This window comes from Apibacter muscae, from assembly GCF_007845595.1.
Classification (GTDB): domain Bacteria; phylum Bacteroidota; class Bacteroidia; order Flavobacteriales; family Weeksellaceae; genus Apibacter; species Apibacter muscae.
Genome location: NZ_SELI01000018.1, coordinates 1 through 18,174, shown reverse-complemented (window position 1 = coordinate 18,174; position 18,174 = coordinate 1). Strand labels below are relative to the sequence as shown.

Sequence of the window (18,174 nt, the reverse complement as noted above, 5' to 3'; positions counted from 1 at the left end):
AATATCTTATATTTGCACATCGTTCTTTATATAGATAATAAGTTTTAGCATGCTTCAATCATAGGATCTTTTGGAGCATGCTTTTTTATTTTTTCTGCTTGTAAAGCGGTACTGTGCTACAAGCCTCTCCATACATTAATGAAAAAACTACGGGTTTTAATTTTTGTACCAATTGTACATATGCATTCTGAGGAATTGGTTTTCCTGAACAACCTTTAATTATTACTTTTTTATCCCTATAGGGGGTAACATCAAAATCTTGAATGAATTTTGTATAAATATCTCTTTCCAGTTCTTCTAAAGATCCGAAAGAAATATGTTTAGCTATATCGGTAAGATAAGTTGCCACCAGCAAATATCCCCAGGAGGGAATAATCGCCTCTGATGAACAATGAATGGCTACATAGCTATTTTTATAAATTTCCCAATTGAAATCTTTTAAATTTTGTCTAAAATCTTTTTCTTTAAGTACTAATTCTTGATACAGAAATTCTTTTAAATCGAATACTTTTCTAGGCTCAGTAGGGTAAAAATCCTCTAAATCTATGGTTATTAGTCCACTTTTTTCTACTTTGTTTACAATATCACTCATAAAAGTCTATCTTATTTATTATTCCAATAAATCGGGTCTTCTCTTTTGTGTATGCTGCAAAGACATTTCATGTCTCCAGTCTTCAATTTTTGCAAAATTTCCGCTGAGCAAAACTTCCGGTACTTTTAAATTTTTATATTCTTCCGGTCGTGTATACACCGGTGGAGCTAATAAATTGTCCTGAAATGAATCGTACAATGCAGAGGTCTCATCATTCAAAACCCCGGGCAATAACCTTACAATAGCATCTACCAACACACAAGCGCCTAATTCTCCCCCACTCAGCACATAGTCTCCAATGGATATCTCTTTAGTTATGTGCAAGTCTCTCACTCTCTGGTCTACTCCTTTATAATGACCGCATAGGATCATTAAATTTTTTTTTAGTGATAGGGAATTGCAAGTTTTTTGATTTAGGGTATCTCCATCCGGAGTCATGTAAATAATCTCATCGTAGTGCCGTTCTTGTTTTAATTGGGAAATGCATAGATCTATAGGTTCTATCATCATTACCATTCCGGCACCTCCTCCATATTGAGTATCATCTACCTGCTTATGTTTTCCTTTGGCAAATTCTCTCAAATTATGTACGTATATCTCTACTCTATTTTTATCCTGAGCTCGTTTCATTATAGACTCTTGCAAAGGACTTTTCAACAAATCTGGCAGTACACTTATAATATCTATCCTCATTTTTGTTTAACTAAAATATCTAAATCTTTGTTTAAAATCAATCTTTTATCTTTTTTAACTCGTGATTTTATATACTAATTATATTTACAAATATCTAAAAAATAAGATTTATTTAAATTATAATGAAGATTTAAATAATTATTAAACTAAAATTCAAACTTCCTTAATATAATTGTTTATTTAAAGTATTTCCATCTTGGGATGATGGGAACTAAAGCAAAACCTATAAAAAAATACAACCCATGTATGGCGTCTAGTTCTTCAAATCCTAAGAACAAATGAAAAAGAATATCTAAAATTAGAGTTGCTGTAAATAGGTAAATACCATTTTTCTTAAAGTGGTAAGACCAATAGGAACCTAATATCATTAATACTCCAAAAAAAAGATTTATCCCGAAAAACCAAAGTGGAGCTGAAGGAAAATATATTTTTTTAAAACCTAAATAGGCAAGTACTATAGGTATTAAACCCATAAACCCCATATATAAACAAGCCATTAAAAAGCCTAAGGATTTTTTTTCTTTAACTACAAAATATTCCTTAGGTCTTTTACCAAAAATTGAATCTTCCTCTTTCATAAAAATATTTTTTAATGTTAAGTAAATATAAAAAAAATAATACAGAAAATTTCTGTATTATTTTTAATACGTTCCTTTTAAAAAATATTTTTAGAGAAATAGAGCATCCATTAATCGGTTTTGATCATTCAAACTTTCTTCTAAAGAAATCATACTTTCAGTTCTTAATACATCTTCAATATCATCTATTTTATAAATAACATTCTTTGCATCTTGAGGATCTTTTGCACTGATTTTACAATAAATATTATATTTTCCTGAAATCACATTTGCAGTAGTTACATTAGGTATTAAAGCTAATTTTTCTAAAACACTTTGTGTTTTACTTGATTTAGTAAGAAGAATTCCTACATAAACAATAAACCCATACCCTAAAATTGAATAATCAATATTTAAAGAAGTTCCTCTAATCACCCCTGCATCTTCCATTTTTTTAACCCTTACATGTATAGTACCGGCAGAAACATTCATTTTTTTTGCTATTTCTGTAAATGGCATTCTTGTATTGACCGATAGAAATTTTAAGATTCTCTTGTCTGTATCATCTATATAAAAGTTTTCTTTCATAATGAAACGCTTTATTTTTTTTGTTATTTTTCTTATGTAATGGTACAAATATATAAAATTATTCTAACCTTTATCAAATTATTACTATAAATTACAAGTAATTTATAAATTAATTAACAAAAGTGTCTAATTATCCCTATATTATGTCTACATCAATTTATTTTTATATTTGTGCATAATACTTAAAACCTAAATAATTACCGCTACTGACCCATTGTGAAAAAAATTGGAAGAAAAATAAAATTATTTTTTGACGGTTCTACTCCTGATCAAATTAATGGCTCCTTAAAATGGAAGTATGAACTGCACGAAATTATCTTTGAATCCGATACGGTAAAAGGTAAAATTTTTGATATTATACTTTTATTTTTTATTTCGCTTAGCACTCTTATAATAATGCTTGAAAGTGTTTCAAAAATAAACAATGAAATTGGCTTTTGGCTTTATATCTTAGATTGGTGGGTGACTATCTCTTTTACTATTGAATATTTTCTTCGGCTTATTAGCGTTAAAAACAGATGGAAATATATGACAAGCTTTTATGGTTTAATTGATTTATTAACCATTATACCTACTTATTTAAGCATCTTTTTTATTCAATCTCATTATTTGGCTATTATAAGAATTTTTAGACTTTTTCGAGTATTTAAGATTTTAAAATTAGCCAATTACATTGATGAGAGTAATACTATGTTAATTACTTTAAAAAATAGTAAACGGAAAATTTTTGTTTTTCTTTATTTTATTTTACTAATTACCTTAATATTAGGCGCTTTAATGTATGTGATTGAGGGTGAAAATTTTTCTAGCATTCCGCAATCTATGTACTGGGCAATTGTAACACTTACTACTGTTGGTTATGGAGACATTGCTCCCCACACTGTTTTAGGTAAAATTATTGCTTCGGGAATCATGATCTTAGGTTATTCAATAATTTCAGTACCTGCCGGACTTCTCTCTGTTGAATATAGAAGAAATAAAATTTATAAACAGAACACTCAGGTTTGCAGGTATTGTATGGCTGAAAATCATGAGGTTGATGCTATATATTGTAAACGATGCGGACATCTTTTGAATGAAAATTTAAATACTACCGACAATCCTTAATAATTTCACTTATGCTTAGCCACGAATATTTTATGAAGATTGCAATTGAACAAGCTAAAATTGCCTTTGATAAAGGAGAAGTTCCTGTAGGAGCTGTTGTTGTATCCAATAATCTAATTTTAGCCAAAGCGCATAATCTAACAGAGTCTTTAACAGATGTAACTGCTCATGCTGAAATCCAAGCCATAACTGCGGCAAGTAGCTATTTAGGCGCTAAATACTTAACTCAATGCACTATGTATGTAACCCTAGAACCCTGCGTCATGTGTGCAGGTGCCTTGTATTGGTCACAAATAGATAAAATTGTAGTGGGTGCCTCGGATGAAAAACGAGGATTTATATCTAAAAATATTTCTTTGCATCCCAAAACAACCTATGAATTTGGTATTTTAAAAGATGAATGCTCTGAATTACTTCAGGAATTCTTTAAACTAAGAAGATGAATTTATTTAATGCTTTTATATAAATAACTTAACAATCCAATAAACTATCATAGCAAGTATTGCACTAACAGGAATTGTTAAGATCCATGCCCATAAAAGTTTTATGGTTATTCCCCAACGTACTGCCGATACTCTTTTTACTAAACCAACTCCAATTATTGACCCGGTAATGGTATGGGTGGTACTTACTGGTATACCTAAATATTCACTTAAAAATAATGTAATTGCACCTGAGGATTCTGCTGCTACTCCTTCTAAAGGAGTAACTTTAGTTATACGAGTCCCCATAGTTTTAACAATTTTCCATCCGCCAGACATGGTTCCTAATCCAATCGCTACAAAACTTGCTATGGGAACCCACCAATAATCAATGGTAAAATGTTGAAAACGTTCAGAAGTGGAAAGGTTTACATATTCTGCTGCATGAACTACATTTACTTCATAAAAAATAAAGGCTGCCCCAATAATCCCCATAACTTTTTGTGCATCGTTGCCTCCATGACCGATACTAAAGGCTGCTGAGGAAACGAGTTGTAATTTCTTAAACCATTGATCGGCCTTATAAGGATTTGCTTTCCTGCATATGTTCATGATCAGTAAAGTAATAATTGAAGAAATAATCATCCCAATCAATGGAGCAACGAAAATAAAAAGTATGATTGGAATTACTACAGGATAATTGATAACTACATTCCCTGCTTCTGAAAAACCTCCCACATGTGCGATTGCTGCTCCTATAAATCCACCTATTAGAGTGTGTGAGGATGATGAGGGTATTCCTGCCCACCAAGTAAATAAATTCCATGTAATTGCAGCAATTAAACCAGAGAATATCACTTCAAGAGTTATAAAATTTTCATGTACAGCTTTGGCTATGGTGTTTCCGATCTTAAATTCCCCTATGATATATAAGGAGACAAAGTATGCTACAAAATTAAAAAATGCGGCCCATAAGACTGCTTGAAAAGGGGTTAAAACTTTAGTGGAAACAATTGTTGCAATGGAATTAGCCGCATCATGAAATCCATTGATATAATCAAAAATTAAGGCTAATACTACAATGGTTATTAGTAAGGTCATTAAAAAAAATTATGAGTATTTTACTAAAATGGATTCAATAATATTTGCAGATTTCTCGCACTTATCAGTAACGTCTTCTAAATATTCTAAAATGCTTTTTATTTTAATAATGTCTAAGACTTCTTTATTACTTTCAAATAAGGCACTGATTTCCTTACTGAATAGATCATCTGCCATATTTTCCATTCTATTTATTTCTACGCAATGTGCGAATACTTCCTTGGGCTTTTTTAAATCTCTCATAGCATAAATTGCTTTCTTTAATTCAAGAACACTATCATTGATAATGCTTGCAAAAGAACTATAACAAGGCATGACCGGAGATTTATATAACAATATATATTTGGTTGATGCATAAATAAAATCTGCAATATCATCTAAAGATGAAGTTAATTGATGGATATCTTCTCTATCAAAAGGGGTTATAAAGTTTTTCCCCAATTCAATATAAATGTTGTGTGTTAATTTATCATTAGCATGCTCGTAATCTTCCATTTTTTTATAAAACCCTTCGGTAATGGCTTCTTCTGATTTTAGACCATCGACCAAATCTTTAGACATGGCTGCCAAATTATCGGCTACTTGTTCAAACAAAGAATAAAATACTTTGTCTTTGGGTTGAAATAACCTGAAAAATGCACTAATATTCATAGTTGATTTATAGATTCAATTCTCTTATATGTGTAGCAAATATATTGATTTTAATTGAATACAAAACACTCACAATAAGTTCCTTTCTAATAAAAAATTTCTAAAAGCTTTCAGGGATATATAATAAACAGAAAAAATTTATTTTTTACGCGTTTAATTATATCTACGATTTTTTTGAATTCTTGAATTTTTTAGTGATTGATGATTCGTTCAATCTTAGAAATTAAATGAGTGAGATTAAATAAATATTTAAATGTTTGTAAATTTTTATGAATTACATCCATCAGAATCTTTAGTAATCAAAAATATGTTTAAGTAAATCTTAGAAGAAATTCTGTGCCCTCATTTTCTTTAGAGTTAATTTGATACTTCACTTTATTTTTTTCCAGAATTCGCAATGCAATGGATAAACCTATTCCTTTACCAGGAATATTCTGCGCGTTTTTACCCCTAAAAAAAGGACGTATAATATTTCCCATATGTTCCTCCGGAATACCTATACCATGGTCTTTTATAGAAAGATACAATGCATTGTCCCAGTACAAAACTATTTCCACTGGATTTTCTTGCGAAAATTTTACTGCATTTTCAATTAAATTATACAAGGCCATAAATAACTGGGTGCGGTCTATGTTAATCTGTAAATAATCTTTGAATTCAGCGTCTATCATTTTTTCCCACTTGATTTGTTGGGATGCAGAAGGGTATTTCTCACAAACCTTACGTATGATTTCCTCAATCAATACATCTAAATGTATAACTTCAGCGATATCTGTATTTTTTCTTAAATCCGAAACAATTAATAAAATGTCTAAAATCTCTTCCAATTGCCTGATTTCTTCAATAAGTAGATCACTAAGCTCTCTATACTCTTCGGGGGTTCTATCTTTTAAGGAAAATACTTCTAAATTTCCTTGTATTGCTGCTAAAGGGGTTTTGAATTCGTGAGAGACATAACTTACAAAGTTTTGTTGTATTTTAAATGTATCGGAAATCTGTTGTAGCAACTGATTGAAAGTATCGGTTAAATCGTAAATTTCATCTTTTATTTTTGAGCTTTTTAATAGAGATAAGGAGTTGGGAGACATGTTTTTCACTTGCTTAATGGTTTCCCTAATCGGTCTATAAGCTAGTCGGGATATCCATAAATTTAAAAGAATTGTTGCCAACATACCTACCACAAAGGCAGAAGTTAATATCCACCACAATGGTTTAATATAATTGGTTACTACTTCGTCTTTTTTATCTTTGGTTATAATTACAAAATCTCCTTGGTTATCTTTATAATAAACTCCGTAACATAAAAAACCTGGTATATTAAAGGTTAATTTACCTTTGTTACGAATTTCATCTATAATTTCTACTGGAATTTGAGGGGTTTTCAATCCAAATTCTAAATGATTATTCTTGTCATAAACTTGAAAATAAGCATTGGAAAGATTCTCGTATTGTTTTTTTATTTTTTCGTATTCTTTAAAAGAAATTTCGTCTTCTTCAAAAAAATAAAAAGCAATAATTTGTGCCGTTTTTTCTAAATTATGATAAACTGATTTTTCAATATTTTGTTTATATAAACTAAATATAAGTATGGATACAACAATAAATACAATTCCCCAAAGTGCCGAACTTAATAAGCTTAAACGGGTTTGTACTTTCATTGAATTGAATTTATTTTGTAACCTCTTCCTTTTACGGTTTCAATAAGTTTGGGCTTACCTTCAATATCTATTTTATTTCTAAGGTAGGATATATACACATCTACTACATTGGTGTTGGTGTCGTAATGAGCTCCCCATACGGCACTTAAAATTTGTGTACGTGTTAATACTTTATCTTTATTTTCCATTAGAAATTTTAAGAGCTTAAATTCTTGTATGGTTAAGATAATTTCCTCATCTCCTCTAGTAATTTTATGTGCTTCTAGATCTAAATATAAATCTGCACAACTGAGGCTGTGAGTAGGAACTTGATAGTTAAGGTTTGCTCGACGATTGAGGGCTTGAATTCTTGCTACTAATTCTTTGAAGTGAAAGGGTTTGGATAAATAATCATCCGCCCCCTTTTCTAATGCTTTAACTTTGTCATCCGGATCGCCCAATGCACTAATGACTAACACTGGACTTTCTATTTTTTTGTATCTTAAATACTGCAAAAGTTCCAAGCCGTCCAGATCCGGCAACATAATATCTAAAAGAATTACGTTCCATATCTTCTCTAAAAATAGTTTTCTTGCTTGCACTCCATTCTCAGCCAAGGTTACAGCAAAACCGCATTCTTCTAATCCTTTGACCATAAACTGGCTGATTTTTTTATTGTCTTCTACTAATAGCAATTCCATATTTCTAATCTGGCAATTATTTTTTTACAGTATAGTAAATATATTAATTTTTACTTTTATCTTTTTTCCGATAGGCAAAATAAAAGACTTGAGGTAATACTGTGAATGACAATAGCATACAAACAACTATCCCCCCTACAATCATTATCGCTAGTGGCTTTTGCACTTCGGACCCCATACCGTTGGACATCGCTGCAGGCAATAATCCCATAGACCCCATTAAAGCAATCATTAACACAGGGCGAACTCTACTTTTCACAGCACTGTCTATCGCTAGTTTTAAATTATGGGTTCTCTGCATCGTGTTTTTCATTAATGCTATAAGCAATATACTATCTATAGCAGTAATTCCAAATAGGATAATGAATCCAATTCCGGCAGAAATACCAAAAACTGTTCCAGTTGCCCATAGAGATATAAATCCTCCAATGAACGCATAAGGCATTGCACTAGCAGCAATTAGAGTGTCTTTTAATGTATGAAAGTTCATGTAAAGTAGAAATAAAATTAACAATAATGCACATGGAACAATTATCATTAAGCGATGGGTTGCTCTCTGCTGACTTTCAAATTCTCCTGCCCATACCATTTTATTTCCATGGTCTAATTTTATTTCTTTATCTACAATTTTCTGTGCTTCTGCTATGGTTGAGCCTAAATCTCTATCCCTTACACTAAATCCTACTCCTACATAACGACTACTTCCATCTCTGTAAATAAAGGTTGGTCCTGAGACAAATTGTATATCTGCAATTTCTTTCAGTGGAACATATTTTTGATCCATGGTAGGGATTAATATCTCTCCAATTTGGTCTTCGTTTTCTCTAAATTCTTTTTGAAAACGTACACGAACATCAAATATTCTTTCTCCTTCGTAGAAATTAGTTGCTGCTTTCCCTCCTATTGCCATTTCAACTACAGCTTGTGCATCTGCCATGGAGACTGCATAACGTGCCATTTTAGATTCTGATAATTTGATTTGTAATTCTGGCAAACCTATACTTCTAAAAACATTGACGTCCTCTACTCCTTTAACTTTGCCAATTGCACTGGCTGTTTGATCTGCTAGCTTCTCCAGCTGTTTTAAGTCATCTCCATAAATTTTAATCACCAAGGCGCTTTTTACTCCTGCAACATATTCTTCTACATTGTCTTGGATGGGTTGACTAAATCCAAAAATAGTTCCTGGATAAATGTCTAAGGAATCTTTCATTTGATTGATTAATTCATCTTTTTTAATTTTCCTTTTCCATTCTTTTTCAGGTTTTAATTCTGCATGAAATTCAATATTGAAGAAACCTGTAGGATCTGTACCGTCATTGGGTCTTCCGGTTTGGGTAAGCACAAATTTAACTTCGTCAAATTTTCTCAGCTTCTTTTTCATTTCTTTGGTAATACGAACTGATTCATCTAAATTTATACTGTTGGGCAAAGTTGCTCTTATATAAATTGCGCCTTCATTCATACTTGGAATAAATTCTGTTCCCCAAAAACTAAAACGTACCAAACATAAAATTAATAATGCTAAAAAGCTTAGAATCGTTCCTTTCCTGTAACGAGAGGCAAATGCGTATATGCGATAGAGATTGGTTGTAAAAAATCTGCTTATTCGGTTGGTTCTTTCTTTAATGGGTTTGTTTAACAATACTTTACACATTACCGGAACATATGTAAGGGCTAATATTAAAGACCCTAATAGTGCATAACCTAAAGTAAACGCTAAAGGGGAAAACATTTTGCCTTCTACTTTCTGGAAAGAAAATATTGGAAATAATGCAACTACTAGTATGATTTGAGCAAAAAAGATATGAGAGGCTACTCCTCCAGCACTTTTCTTAATCAATCCTCCTTTGGCTAATTTAAGAAAACGTTGATCTCCTAATTCTTCGTTCCTTTTAGCCATAGATACAAATATAATTTCTACAATTACTAAGGTTCCCTCCAATAAAAGTCCAAAATCTAAAGCTCCCATAGAAATTAAGTTTGCCGGAAGCCCTTGTATTCTTAACATTATAATTGCAAATAGGAATGACAAGGGGATTACCGTTGCAACTATAAGGGTACTCCTCCAATTAAAGAGAAAAATAAATACGACTATAGATACTAAGATAACTCCTTCTATAAGGTTTTTCATTACGGTGTGAACCGTTGAATCTACTAGTGTTGTTCGATCAATAAATGGTTCAATTTTAACATCTTTAGGTAATATTCTTTCATTTAACTCTGTAATTTTTTCTTTAAGATGCTTAATAACCTCCCCCGGATTTTCTCCTCGCAGCATTACAACTATTCCTTGTACTACATCATCTTCATTATCCAATCCTACTTGTCCTAAACGTGGTTTAGCGGAAACACTTACTTCTGCTACTTGTTTTACTCGTACAGGTGTGCTACCTTTAACTTCAATTAGAATATTTTCTATATCCTCAATCTTATCTAGCAATCCTATTCCTCGTACTACATAAGCTTGATTTCCTTTTTGAATAACATCTCCTCCAACATTTATATTACTATTTTCAACTGCTTCATATACTTCCAACGGCGATAGTCCATAATTGGCAAGTTCAATAGGGTTTACTTTAATTTCATAAATCTTTTCTTCTCCTCCAAAGCTATTGATATCTGCAACTCCAGGGACTGATAATAATTCTCTTTCAATTACCCATTCATTTAATGCCGCTACTTCTTTTATAGGTAGGTCGCTCTTTACTACATAGCGGTAAATTTCGCCTGTAGCACCGGAAGGCGGTTCAATACTTGCATCTGCTCCTTCGGGCAGATCTATACCCTGCATTCGATTAGAGGCATATTGCTGTGCAAAAAAGTCATCCACTCCATCGTCAAATAAAACCGTTACTACTGATAATCCAAATAATGAAGTAGATCTTACATCTGTCTTTTTAGGTATCGTATTCATTTCCCTCATGATTGGGAGAGTAATGAATTTTTCAACCTCTTCTGCGCTCCTCCCCGGCCATTGGGTAATGATTCTTACCCGAGTATTGGTTACATCCGGATATGCTTCTATAGGGGTATTAAAGTAACAAAGAATTCCTCCTAGAAATAAAAGTACGGTTAAAAATAAAACTAGAATGGAATTTCGCAATGAAAAGGCTATACATTTTTCTACAAACTTGTGCATAAATTCTTATTTGTTTTTTAGTTGTGAATAGATAAGCAATTGATCTTTAATTACAACTTCATCTCCTTCCTTTAGCCCTGAAAGTAGGTAAGCTGTATCTCCATTGTGCCCTTGTAATTTTACTTCTTTAATTACAAACTTATCCGCGCCTTGTTTTACTACAACAAAGTCCTTATCCTCATCAAAAATTAAAGCTTTCATAGGTATAGCAACCTTTAAATTCTCTGTATTGTTTTTGAGTTTTATCATCATAGCCATTTCGGGCTTCAACAATAAATCAGGGTTATCCATTACTATTCTTGCTTTTAGAACCCTTTCTTCTGAGTCAAATACTTGAGATATTTGATTAATTTTACCAACAAACACATCTCCTGGATATGAAAGGGTTGTCATATCTACCGGCATCCCTTCTTTTACAAATTTTAGATTGCTTGCATATACATTAGCGGTAATCCAAACTTGATTTAAATCTGCTATGGTAAATAATGGATCAGAATCCGGGCTTACCATGGTTCCTGGGGCAATATTTTTAGTAACGATATATCCTGATATAGGAGCCACGATGGAGAAACCTCCTGATTTGTTAGATCCGGTTACGGACATATCTGAATTTACTCTACTTAATTCTGCTTGGGCTTGCATTACTTTTGAACGTGCTTCTTGCAATTCTGCATCGGACAACATGCTATCTTTATGCATAGATTCTGCACTTTTTAGTTCTCTTTGAGCCGTTGCCAATTCTGCCTGCAATGATGATTTTTCTGAATGTAGAGAATTGATTTCCATACTTTTTACGTTGGCTAAGACCTGCCCTTTATTTACTTTATCTCCCAAAGAAAAGTAGGTTTGTGTAATAACTCCATTTACCAAGGGTGAATATTCCACTACTTTGTCTGGATTGTATTCTACTTTACCCGTGAGTACTAAATCTTCTTCTTGTGGTTTTAATTCTGCACGAACTGTTTTTAAATTATTTAGAAATGTTTGGTTTATGGTTTGTTTTTCTGCTGTTTCGTTATTTTCTAATTTACTGCTACAAGCACCTAGTAAATAAAGGGTTGCTAATAAGATTGTTATTCTTTTCATAATTTTATTTTAGTTCAACGCCTGCTGCGTATTGTAGATTTTCAAATTGTATAAACATATTTTTATTGATGGTTAACATGGTTTGTTTATTTTCTTTATATGCTTCCATAAAGTCCATATATTCTACCATGCTTATGTTTCTATTTTTTAAATTTCTGGTGTAAGCATCTATCATAAAATCTAGATCTTTTGTTAGATCTTCTTTTTCAATTTCTTTGGAAAGCTTGTAAGTTTCTTCGTAATTATTATATGCCTCTACCAATTCATGCTGGGCTAAATTCATTTGTTGTACAGCCATAAACTCACTTTGTTTTTTGGCAAATTGGGCAGCTTTTATATTCCCTTGATTTTTGTTTAATAGTGGTAGGTCAAAACTTAATCCGAATCCTACGTAATCTTTCCATACTCCACTGGCTCTATCGTAATTGGCTGAAAAAGTAATATCTGGCACTCGTTGGGCTTTTTCGTAAATTAAATCTTTATCTGAGTAATCAATCTGCAAATTTGCTTTTTTAACATCTGCTCTGTTTTCTAAAGCATTTTGCAATAACTGCTCTAAGTGTATGTTTTGCGGATCTTTTAATAATTTTTCCGTTGTCTCCTCAATTTCGATAGATACTTCAGGCTGAAAATTTAATAATGTTTTAAGTGTTTTCTGTTGTTCGTTAAACTCTGTTTTTACTTCATACAATTCGTTACTTATTTCCAATAAGGAGGATTGCAATCTTACCAATTCATTCTTGGCAATATTTCCCTGTTGAACCTGATTCTTGTAGGCTTGTATCAAACCTTTTAAGAGATCTTCTTGGTGCTGTAATATTTTTTGGTAATTCTGTAGATATATAATTTCCTGAATGGAAGTTCTTAATTCAAGTTTTAAACCTCTAAGCACATCTTCAAAATCTTGAATTGCTATTTCTTTAGAAACTTTTTCTCTATTAATTAATTTCCCTCTTTTTCTAGCCGTTTGTATTAACTGGCTAAGTTCTAATGAAAATTGTGTTCTTAAAGATTTCCCAATTATTGGAGATAATTCTTCTGTATTTCTCTGAGCTTTGGTTGTCCATAAATTAACATCCCCTAACTCAAACGATGGATTTTCCCACAACTTTGCTTGAATGATTGAAGCATCAGCAATATCTATATTCATTTTCTCAGCAATAAGCTCCAAATTTTGATCTAGAAATTGGGCTTCTATTTGCTCTGGAGTCATCTTAATTACTCTGGAATCTTGAGCTGAAATTCTTTGAATAATTAGTAGTAATAGTATTAAAATTTTGTACTTGCGCATAACACGGGATCAATTTTTTACAAAATTATTTTTCTCCCATTAATACGATCTTTGATATAAATTAATTTTAATTAAGAAGTAGATTAGAAGTAGATTAGAAAATATGTTTTTTTATAAAAATAATCTTCTCTTTAGAAATAGAATTGAATAATACTAAAATAGAGAGATTATACGAAATTAAAAAAGAGAAAGTGAAATCACTTTCTCTTTTTTAATTTTATTTTTCTTCTGCAGATGATTCTTTACCTGCTTTCCAAATTTTATAATTAACCTCTATACCTTTAGGTACATAGATAACTATGGGTAATTTACTGTTATAATCTACCCATATAGACTTACCTGCTACAAACTTATTCGTTTTCGTTTGTTCTGGACATGCCATCATGGTTGACATAGCTTCTCCTGAACTTGTGTATTGGTAGTAATTATACCCCCAACCGTCTAAATTTTTTTCTTCCATATTCCCCAATAAAGTGTAGAAATTGCAATCTACATTCATAATCTTACCAGGTATTAATTCTATCTTAAAATCATTTTCGTTAGATTTCTTTTTCAAAAAAATCACATAACGTGTCATACCTTCACCAGCTACTGGAAAGTTACCTAATTCTTTATAAGGATCGTTATTATTAAATTTCATTTTTTCATGTTTTGTAAATGACATTAAGATTATACCTACAAAAGTAAATATCAAGAATACTTTAAATAATTTCATCATTCTATTTTTAAATTTATTCTTATTTATGGGCAATAATTGTACTAAATATTTTAAAGTGGACTAATTTTTGATTTTGAAACAAATTCAAACACTGAATTTAACTTATGAAATTATCCAAAATATTCTTAGGCATTGCTATTTTAGCCCTTGTGCTTTTTTTAATTTTAATTATTAAAACCTATACTTATCCTTTCAAAAAAATTGTTGAATCTCAAGAAAAGGATAAGACTAGTGGAACTATCTCGATCATGGATGAATCTTTACAAAGATTAGCCGGCGGAATTAGAATTCCTACTATAAGTACGACTGATTATGAAGAAACAAATTTCAAACCTTTTGATGAATTTAAACAGTACCTTAGAGATTCTTACCCTAGAGTTTATAACAGTCTTGAAACTACAACTATAAATAATTACGGTTTGGTTTTTCACTGGAAAGGTAAAAATTCTACCAAAAAACCTATTTTATTTCTCTCTCACTATGATGTAGTGCCTGTAACGGGTTATGATCTAGATACTATTAAAAATTCTCCTATAATTTTTCAACCCAAGGACACACCGATTGCCCCTATACAAGAAAATAAAAATTCTTGGGATTATTCCCCCTTTTCTGGTGCTGTTGTCGATGGTAGAATATATGGTAGAGGTACGTTGGATATGAAAGGTATGCTTTTTTCTATTTTGGAAGCTGCAGATCAACTATTAAAGGAAGGATTTGAGCCGGAACAAGATCTTTGGTTTGCTTTTGGACATGACGAGGAAGTAAGTGGTAAGCAAGGCGCTGTAAACATTGCACAATTTTTTAAAAGTAAAAATATTGAATTTGAAGCGGTATATGATGAAGGTGGATTTATAATTGCTCCTCATTCCATCTTAGAATCTATTGGAAAGCCAATGGCTTTAGTTGGGGTTGGAGAAAAGGGCTTTTTAACATTAAATATTGAAGTAGAGGGAATTGGTGGTCATTCTTCTATGCCCCCAGAAAAGAGTTCTTTAGTCTATGCCGCTGAGATTATTGAACTTTTAAATTCTACGCAAATGGATGCTGAAATTATTGAACCTATTAATAATTTTTTGAAGAATGTAGGGGGAGAAATGGGCTTTACATCAAGAATGGCTATTGCAAACCAATGGTTGTTACAGCCGGTACTTATTAAATCTCTTTCCAAAACACCTGCATCTAATGCTTTAGTTAGAACTACTACAGCCATTACAATGGCAAAAGGTAGTGATGCTCCTAATGTGCTTTCAACAACTGCTGAAATCACCGTTAATTTTAGAATTTTACCCGGGAATACGGTAAAGCAAGTAATGGATCATGTTGAAAATCTTTGCAAAGGATATAAAGTTAATATTAAAACAATTTCTTCAAGAGAACCTTCAAAAATTTCTTCCTCTCAAACTGACGGGTTTAAAAAAATTGAAAGTGCGGTAAATAAAATTTACCCTGGGGCTATTATTTCTCCTTATATTACTATTGGAGGAACAGATGCTTACAAATATCAAATTGTAAGTAATAATATCTATCGTTTCATGCCAATTATGGTAAATCAATTTGAACAAAGAACCATTCATAATGAGAATGAACATATTTCTATCGATAATTACAGTAAAATGATTGCTTATTTTAAAGAATTAATGCAGTAATTGTGTTTTTAATTACTAATACCATTCAGGCGCTTATTAAAGCTATGAAAGTGGCTATTTTAGACCCTGGGAATTCTTTAAACAGGGACGAGTTTTTTTTGCTTTTGTCCTTACTCTTAGAGCTGATCCCTAAAAGCGAATGGGAACTCTTGGACAAGCTAAATAAGTATTAATTAAAACAAAACACCAACCTTTAGGGTTGGTGTTTTTCGGTTATTCTAACTTATTAATCATATTATCTATTTCTTTTTTTCTGGCTAATTTTAATAACCATTCTTGAGGAATACTTTCATGACTATATAATAAACCAGCTAATCCCCCTGTAACCGCTCCTGTAGTATCTGTATCTTCTCCTAAATTAACTGCTTTTAGTATTGAATCTTTATAATTCTGTGTTTTAAATAAACACCAAATGCTAGCTTCTAATGTATCAATAACATAACCACTACTTTGTATATCTTCTTCTTTTAAATCAAATATTTTATTTTGTAAAAGGCGATCAAATTTCTTTATTTCTTTTGATGGTATTTTTTGTTCTAGTAAAAAATTAGAGATGTGGTTTTGTAATTTAAAATATATTTCCTCTATATCTTTATCTTTTATTAGAAGCATTGCAAATTCAAGATAATAAAAGCATGCTATAATTGATCGAATGTGTGCATGTGTTATAGAAGAAACTTCACTAACTATTTTAAATCTTTCTTTTGGGTCTTGAATATCTTTTAGTATTAATAATAGAGGTAATATGCGCATTAGAGATCCATTTCCGTTTGAATATTCATCATTCCCTCCTGCCAAAATTGGATTAATCCCTTGTTTTAGATTATATATTGCTTCTTTAGTTGCTATACCTATGTCAAAAACTTGATTATGTGCACCCCAATATCCTGCATCTTGCCATAATATAAATTTCTTAGCTATATCTTTTATATTATATCCGTTTTGAATAATTGAATCTGCTAAACATAATGTTAAAGACCCGTCATCTGAAAAGGTTCCTGGAGGCTGATTATGTGTCCCATAACCAACCATGTCTTGAGCTGGGTTTCTATGCATGTTTTCTCTAGTCCTAAACTCATAAGGTACTCCTAATGAATCTCCTATTAATACTCCATAAAGTATATCTTTTAATAAGCTTTTTTCCATAATCTTAATAAGGTAAGCCTTCTATACTTTTTAACCATTGATTGTAATATGCTTTCTGTTCTTGGACAGTTGCTATTTGATTTACATCTTCTTCTGGATCAAAAAGATTGATTCTTACAAATTCTTTATCAATCCTTTTACCTAATGTTAAATGAGTAGTATAAATAGAATATTGTAGTCGAGGAATTATATAATTACTTAAAACACATCCCTTAATTAATAATTTTAATTCTATTTGTTCTATCTTAATACAAAGCCCATAAAAGGCACTACCAATTCTATCAGAATAATTTTTAAGCGAATTTCCAGTTTCATCATGATATTCTAAAAAGAATACTTCATATTTCCCCTGAAATTCATATTTCTTATTTTCAACAATATCATATATTGTAGGATTTTCTATATTTTCAGTCCAAATATTAATACTTGCATCAAGTATCTTGTGTTGAAAATTCAAACTTTTTATATTAAAACATTTAAAATTTTCTTTATTATTCATTTTAATTAGATTACATGTATTAATAAGGACAAAGCCATTTAATATCATTAGGATTTTTGATATCTTTAGCAGGAGTATGACCTATAATATTTTCATTAGGTATTTTATTTATGACCGAAAATTCCTTTTCCAGAGGATATGGACTTTTAGCTCCTAAAACTTCATTGACATTTACTCCTTTGGAGTCATCAACCTGAATCTTATAAACATATCCTTCTCCATTATAGTAATCATTACCAAAATTTATAGCACTGTTTATATCATAGGTAGTAGAGATATATTGAGAAGGAGTGTTATTTTTGGCATAATCTAATAAATCAACATTTGCATTCGGAGATTTTGCGTTAAATCCACCTTCCGCCTTTATCACATCAGGAGATCTTCTATCAAATCTATATACAGTAATTAAATCCAATCCAAATGGATCGACCATCGTATTGGAGTCATGCGTATACGCATAGACATTCGGATTATTTCCAAGTAGTCCGATGGGGTCTTTGGAGATGTATTGTCCAGTTTGGGGATTGTAGTAACGGAAACGATTGTAGTCTAACTCTGCGCTTACTTTTGTCTCGCGCGAGTGAATACTTTTTGCTT

General features: G+C 31.4%; 19 protein-coding genes. 4 read left to right on the top strand and 15 right to left on the bottom strand.

Annotated features, from left to right (window positions below; genetic code table 11):
- Nucleotides 1–85: 85 nt before the first annotated feature.
- The 4 genes from ETU10_RS05465 to ETU10_RS05450 all read right to left on the bottom strand — a co-directional run bounded on the left by ETU10_RS05465 (nt 86) and on the right by ETU10_RS05450 (nt 2,430).
- Nucleotides 86–592, bottom strand: a complete 507-nt coding sequence (locus ETU10_RS05465) for a DUF2480 family protein (RefSeq protein WP_146310484.1) — start codon at nt 590–592, stop codon at nt 86–88.
- Nucleotides 593–610: 18 nt separating this feature from the next.
- Complete coding sequence (gene trmD, locus ETU10_RS05460) at nt 611–1,285, bottom strand: tRNA (guanosine(37)-N1)-methyltransferase TrmD (RefSeq protein WP_146310482.1); 675 nt, start codon at nt 1,283–1,285, stop codon at nt 611–613.
- Nucleotides 1,286–1,461: 176 nt separating this feature from the next.
- Nucleotides 1,462–1,863 (bottom strand): hypothetical protein, encoded by a 402-nt coding sequence (locus ETU10_RS05455; RefSeq protein ID WP_146292001.1) that lies wholly within the window; start codon nt 1,861–1,863, stop codon nt 1,462–1,464.
- A 90-nt stretch (nt 1,864–1,953) separates the two neighbouring features.
- Entirely contained in the window at nt 1,954–2,430 is a 477-nt protein-coding gene (locus ETU10_RS05450; RefSeq protein ID WP_146261925.1) for an Lrp/AsnC family transcriptional regulator, read from the bottom strand.
- A 216-nt stretch (nt 2,431–2,646) separates the two neighbouring features.
- Here ETU10_RS05450 and ETU10_RS05445 point away from each other — a divergent pair, with 216 nt between their 5' ends.
- Both ETU10_RS05445 and ETU10_RS05440 read left to right on the top strand, forming a co-directional pair.
- Nucleotides 2,647–3,537: an ion transporter gene (locus ETU10_RS05445; RefSeq protein WP_246118424.1), complete on the top strand. Its 891-nt coding sequence runs from the start codon at nt 2,647–2,649 to the stop codon at nt 3,535–3,537.
- An 11-nt stretch (nt 3,538–3,548) separates the two neighbouring features.
- Nucleotides 3,549–3,980, top strand: coding sequence for a nucleoside deaminase (locus ETU10_RS05440; RefSeq protein WP_146310480.1), 432 nt, complete (start codon nt 3,549–3,551; stop codon nt 3,978–3,980).
- Nucleotides 3,981–3,995: 15 nt separating this feature from the next.
- Here ETU10_RS05440 and ETU10_RS05435 read toward each other — a convergent pair whose 3' ends face one another.
- From ETU10_RS05435 to eco, 8 genes are all read right to left on the bottom strand, one after another.
- Entirely contained in the window at nt 3,996–5,060 is a 1,065-nt protein-coding gene (locus ETU10_RS05435; protein WP_146261927.1) for an inorganic phosphate transporter, read from the bottom strand.
- 9 nt (nt 5,061–5,069) lie between these two features.
- Nucleotides 5,070–5,711 carry a DUF47 domain-containing protein gene (locus ETU10_RS05430; RefSeq protein WP_146261928.1) on the bottom strand — a complete coding sequence of 214 codons (642 nt, stop codon included), beginning with the start codon at nt 5,709–5,711 and terminating at the stop codon, nt 5,070–5,072.
- A gap of 311 nt (nt 5,712–6,022) precedes the next feature.
- Complete coding sequence (locus tag ETU10_RS05425; protein WP_146310478.1) at nt 6,023–7,369, bottom strand: sensor histidine kinase; 1,347 nt, start codon at nt 7,367–7,369, stop codon at nt 6,023–6,025.
- A complete protein-coding gene (locus tag ETU10_RS05420) occupies nt 7,366–8,049 on the bottom strand; it encodes a response regulator transcription factor (RefSeq protein ID WP_146261930.1) in 684 nt (227 codons plus the stop codon). The genes ETU10_RS05425 and ETU10_RS05420 overlap by 4 nt, the downstream gene beginning before the upstream one ends.
- Before the next feature lie 43 nt (nt 8,050–8,092).
- Nucleotides 8,093–11,191 (bottom strand): efflux RND transporter permease subunit, encoded by a 3,099-nt coding sequence (locus ETU10_RS05415; protein WP_146261931.1) that lies wholly within the window; start codon nt 11,189–11,191, stop codon nt 8,093–8,095.
- A 6-nt stretch (nt 11,192–11,197) separates the two neighbouring features.
- A complete protein-coding gene (locus ETU10_RS05410; RefSeq protein WP_146310476.1) occupies nt 11,198–12,277 on the bottom strand; it encodes an efflux RND transporter periplasmic adaptor subunit in 1,080 nt (359 codons plus the stop codon).
- A 4-nt stretch (nt 12,278–12,281) separates the two neighbouring features.
- Nucleotides 12,282–13,568, bottom strand: a complete 1,287-nt coding sequence (locus tag ETU10_RS05405; RefSeq protein ID WP_146261933.1) for a TolC family protein — start codon at nt 13,566–13,568, stop codon at nt 12,282–12,284.
- Between the two features lie 217 nt (nt 13,569–13,785).
- A complete protein-coding gene (gene eco, locus ETU10_RS05400) occupies nt 13,786–14,283 on the bottom strand; it encodes a serine protease inhibitor ecotin (protein WP_185145380.1) in 498 nt (165 codons plus the stop codon).
- Nucleotides 14,284–14,390: 107 nt separating this feature from the next.
- Between eco and ETU10_RS05395 the strand changes: the two genes are divergently transcribed.
- Both ETU10_RS05395 and ETU10_RS11165 read left to right on the top strand, forming a co-directional pair.
- Nucleotides 14,391–15,932, top strand: a complete 1,542-nt coding sequence (locus ETU10_RS05395) for a M20/M25/M40 family metallo-hydrolase (RefSeq protein WP_146261935.1) — start codon at nt 14,391–14,393, stop codon at nt 15,930–15,932.
- A gap of 2 nt (nt 15,933–15,934) precedes the next feature.
- Entirely contained in the window at nt 15,935–16,105 is a 171-nt protein-coding gene (locus ETU10_RS11165; RefSeq protein WP_185145060.1) for a hypothetical protein, read from the top strand.
- Nucleotides 16,106–16,145: 40 nt separating this feature from the next.
- Here ETU10_RS11165 and ETU10_RS05390 read toward each other — a convergent pair whose 3' ends face one another.
- From ETU10_RS05390 to ETU10_RS11160, 3 genes are all read right to left on the bottom strand, one after another.
- Nucleotides 16,146–17,078 (bottom strand): ADP-ribosylglycohydrolase family protein, encoded by a 933-nt coding sequence (locus ETU10_RS05390; protein ID WP_146310474.1) that lies wholly within the window; start codon nt 17,076–17,078, stop codon nt 16,146–16,148.
- A 4-nt stretch (nt 17,079–17,082) separates the two neighbouring features.
- Nucleotides 17,083–17,577 (bottom strand): hypothetical protein, encoded by a 495-nt coding sequence (locus tag ETU10_RS05385; RefSeq protein ID WP_146310472.1) that lies wholly within the window; start codon nt 17,575–17,577, stop codon nt 17,083–17,085.
- Between the two features lie 19 nt (nt 17,578–17,596).
- The coding region (locus tag ETU10_RS11160; protein WP_317129702.1) for a scabin-related ADP-ribosyltransferase at nt 17,597–18,174 on the bottom strand (578 nt) is incomplete at its 5' end.

Coding starts and splice junctions, on each gene's coding strand:
- ETU10_RS05465 (WP_146310484.1), bottom strand. CDS start 592: ATGAGTGATATTGTAAACAAAGTAGAAAAAAGTGGACTAATAACCATA.
- trmD (WP_146310482.1), bottom strand. CDS start 1,285: ATGAGGATAGATATTATAAGTGTACTGCCAGATTTGTTGAAAAGTCCT.
- ETU10_RS05455 (WP_146292001.1), bottom strand. CDS start 1,863: ATGAAAGAGGAAGATTCAATTTTTGGTAAAAGACCTAAGGAATATTTT.
- ETU10_RS05450 (WP_146261925.1), bottom strand. CDS start 2,430: ATGAAAGAAAACTTTTATATAGATGATACAGACAAGAGAATCTTAAAA.
- ETU10_RS05440 (WP_146310480.1), top strand. CDS start 3,549: ATGCTTAGCCACGAATATTTTATGAAGATTGCAATTGAACAAGCTAAA.
- ETU10_RS05435 (WP_146261927.1), bottom strand. CDS start 5,060: ATGACCTTACTAATAACCATTGTAGTATTAGCCTTAATTTTTGATTAT.
- ETU10_RS05430 (WP_146261928.1), bottom strand. CDS start 5,711: ATGAATATTAGTGCATTTTTCAGGTTATTTCAACCCAAAGACAAAGTA.
- ETU10_RS05425 (WP_146310478.1), bottom strand. CDS start 7,369: ATGAAAGTACAAACCCGTTTAAGCTTATTAAGTTCGGCACTTTGGGGA.
- ETU10_RS05420 (WP_146261930.1), bottom strand. CDS start 8,049: ATGGAATTGCTATTAGTAGAAGACAATAAAAAAATCAGCCAGTTTATG.
- ETU10_RS05415 (WP_146261931.1), bottom strand. CDS start 11,191: ATGCACAAGTTTGTAGAAAAATGTATAGCCTTTTCATTGCGAAATTCC.
- ETU10_RS05410 (WP_146310476.1), bottom strand. CDS start 12,277: ATGAAAAGAATAACAATCTTATTAGCAACCCTTTATTTACTAGGTGCT.
- ETU10_RS05405 (WP_146261933.1), bottom strand. CDS start 13,568: ATGCGCAAGTACAAAATTTTAATACTATTACTACTAATTATTCAAAGA.
- eco (WP_185145380.1), bottom strand. CDS start 14,283: ATGAAATTATTTAAAGTATTCTTGATATTTACTTTTGTAGGTATAATC.
- ETU10_RS05395 (WP_146261935.1), top strand. CDS start 14,391: ATGAAATTATCCAAAATATTCTTAGGCATTGCTATTTTAGCCCTTGTG.
- ETU10_RS05390 (WP_146310474.1), bottom strand. CDS start 17,078: ATGGAAAAAAGCTTATTAAAAGATATACTTTATGGAGTATTAATAGGA.
- ETU10_RS05385 (WP_146310472.1), bottom strand. CDS start 17,577: ATGAATAATAAAGAAAATTTTAAATGTTTTAATATAAAAAGTTTGAAT.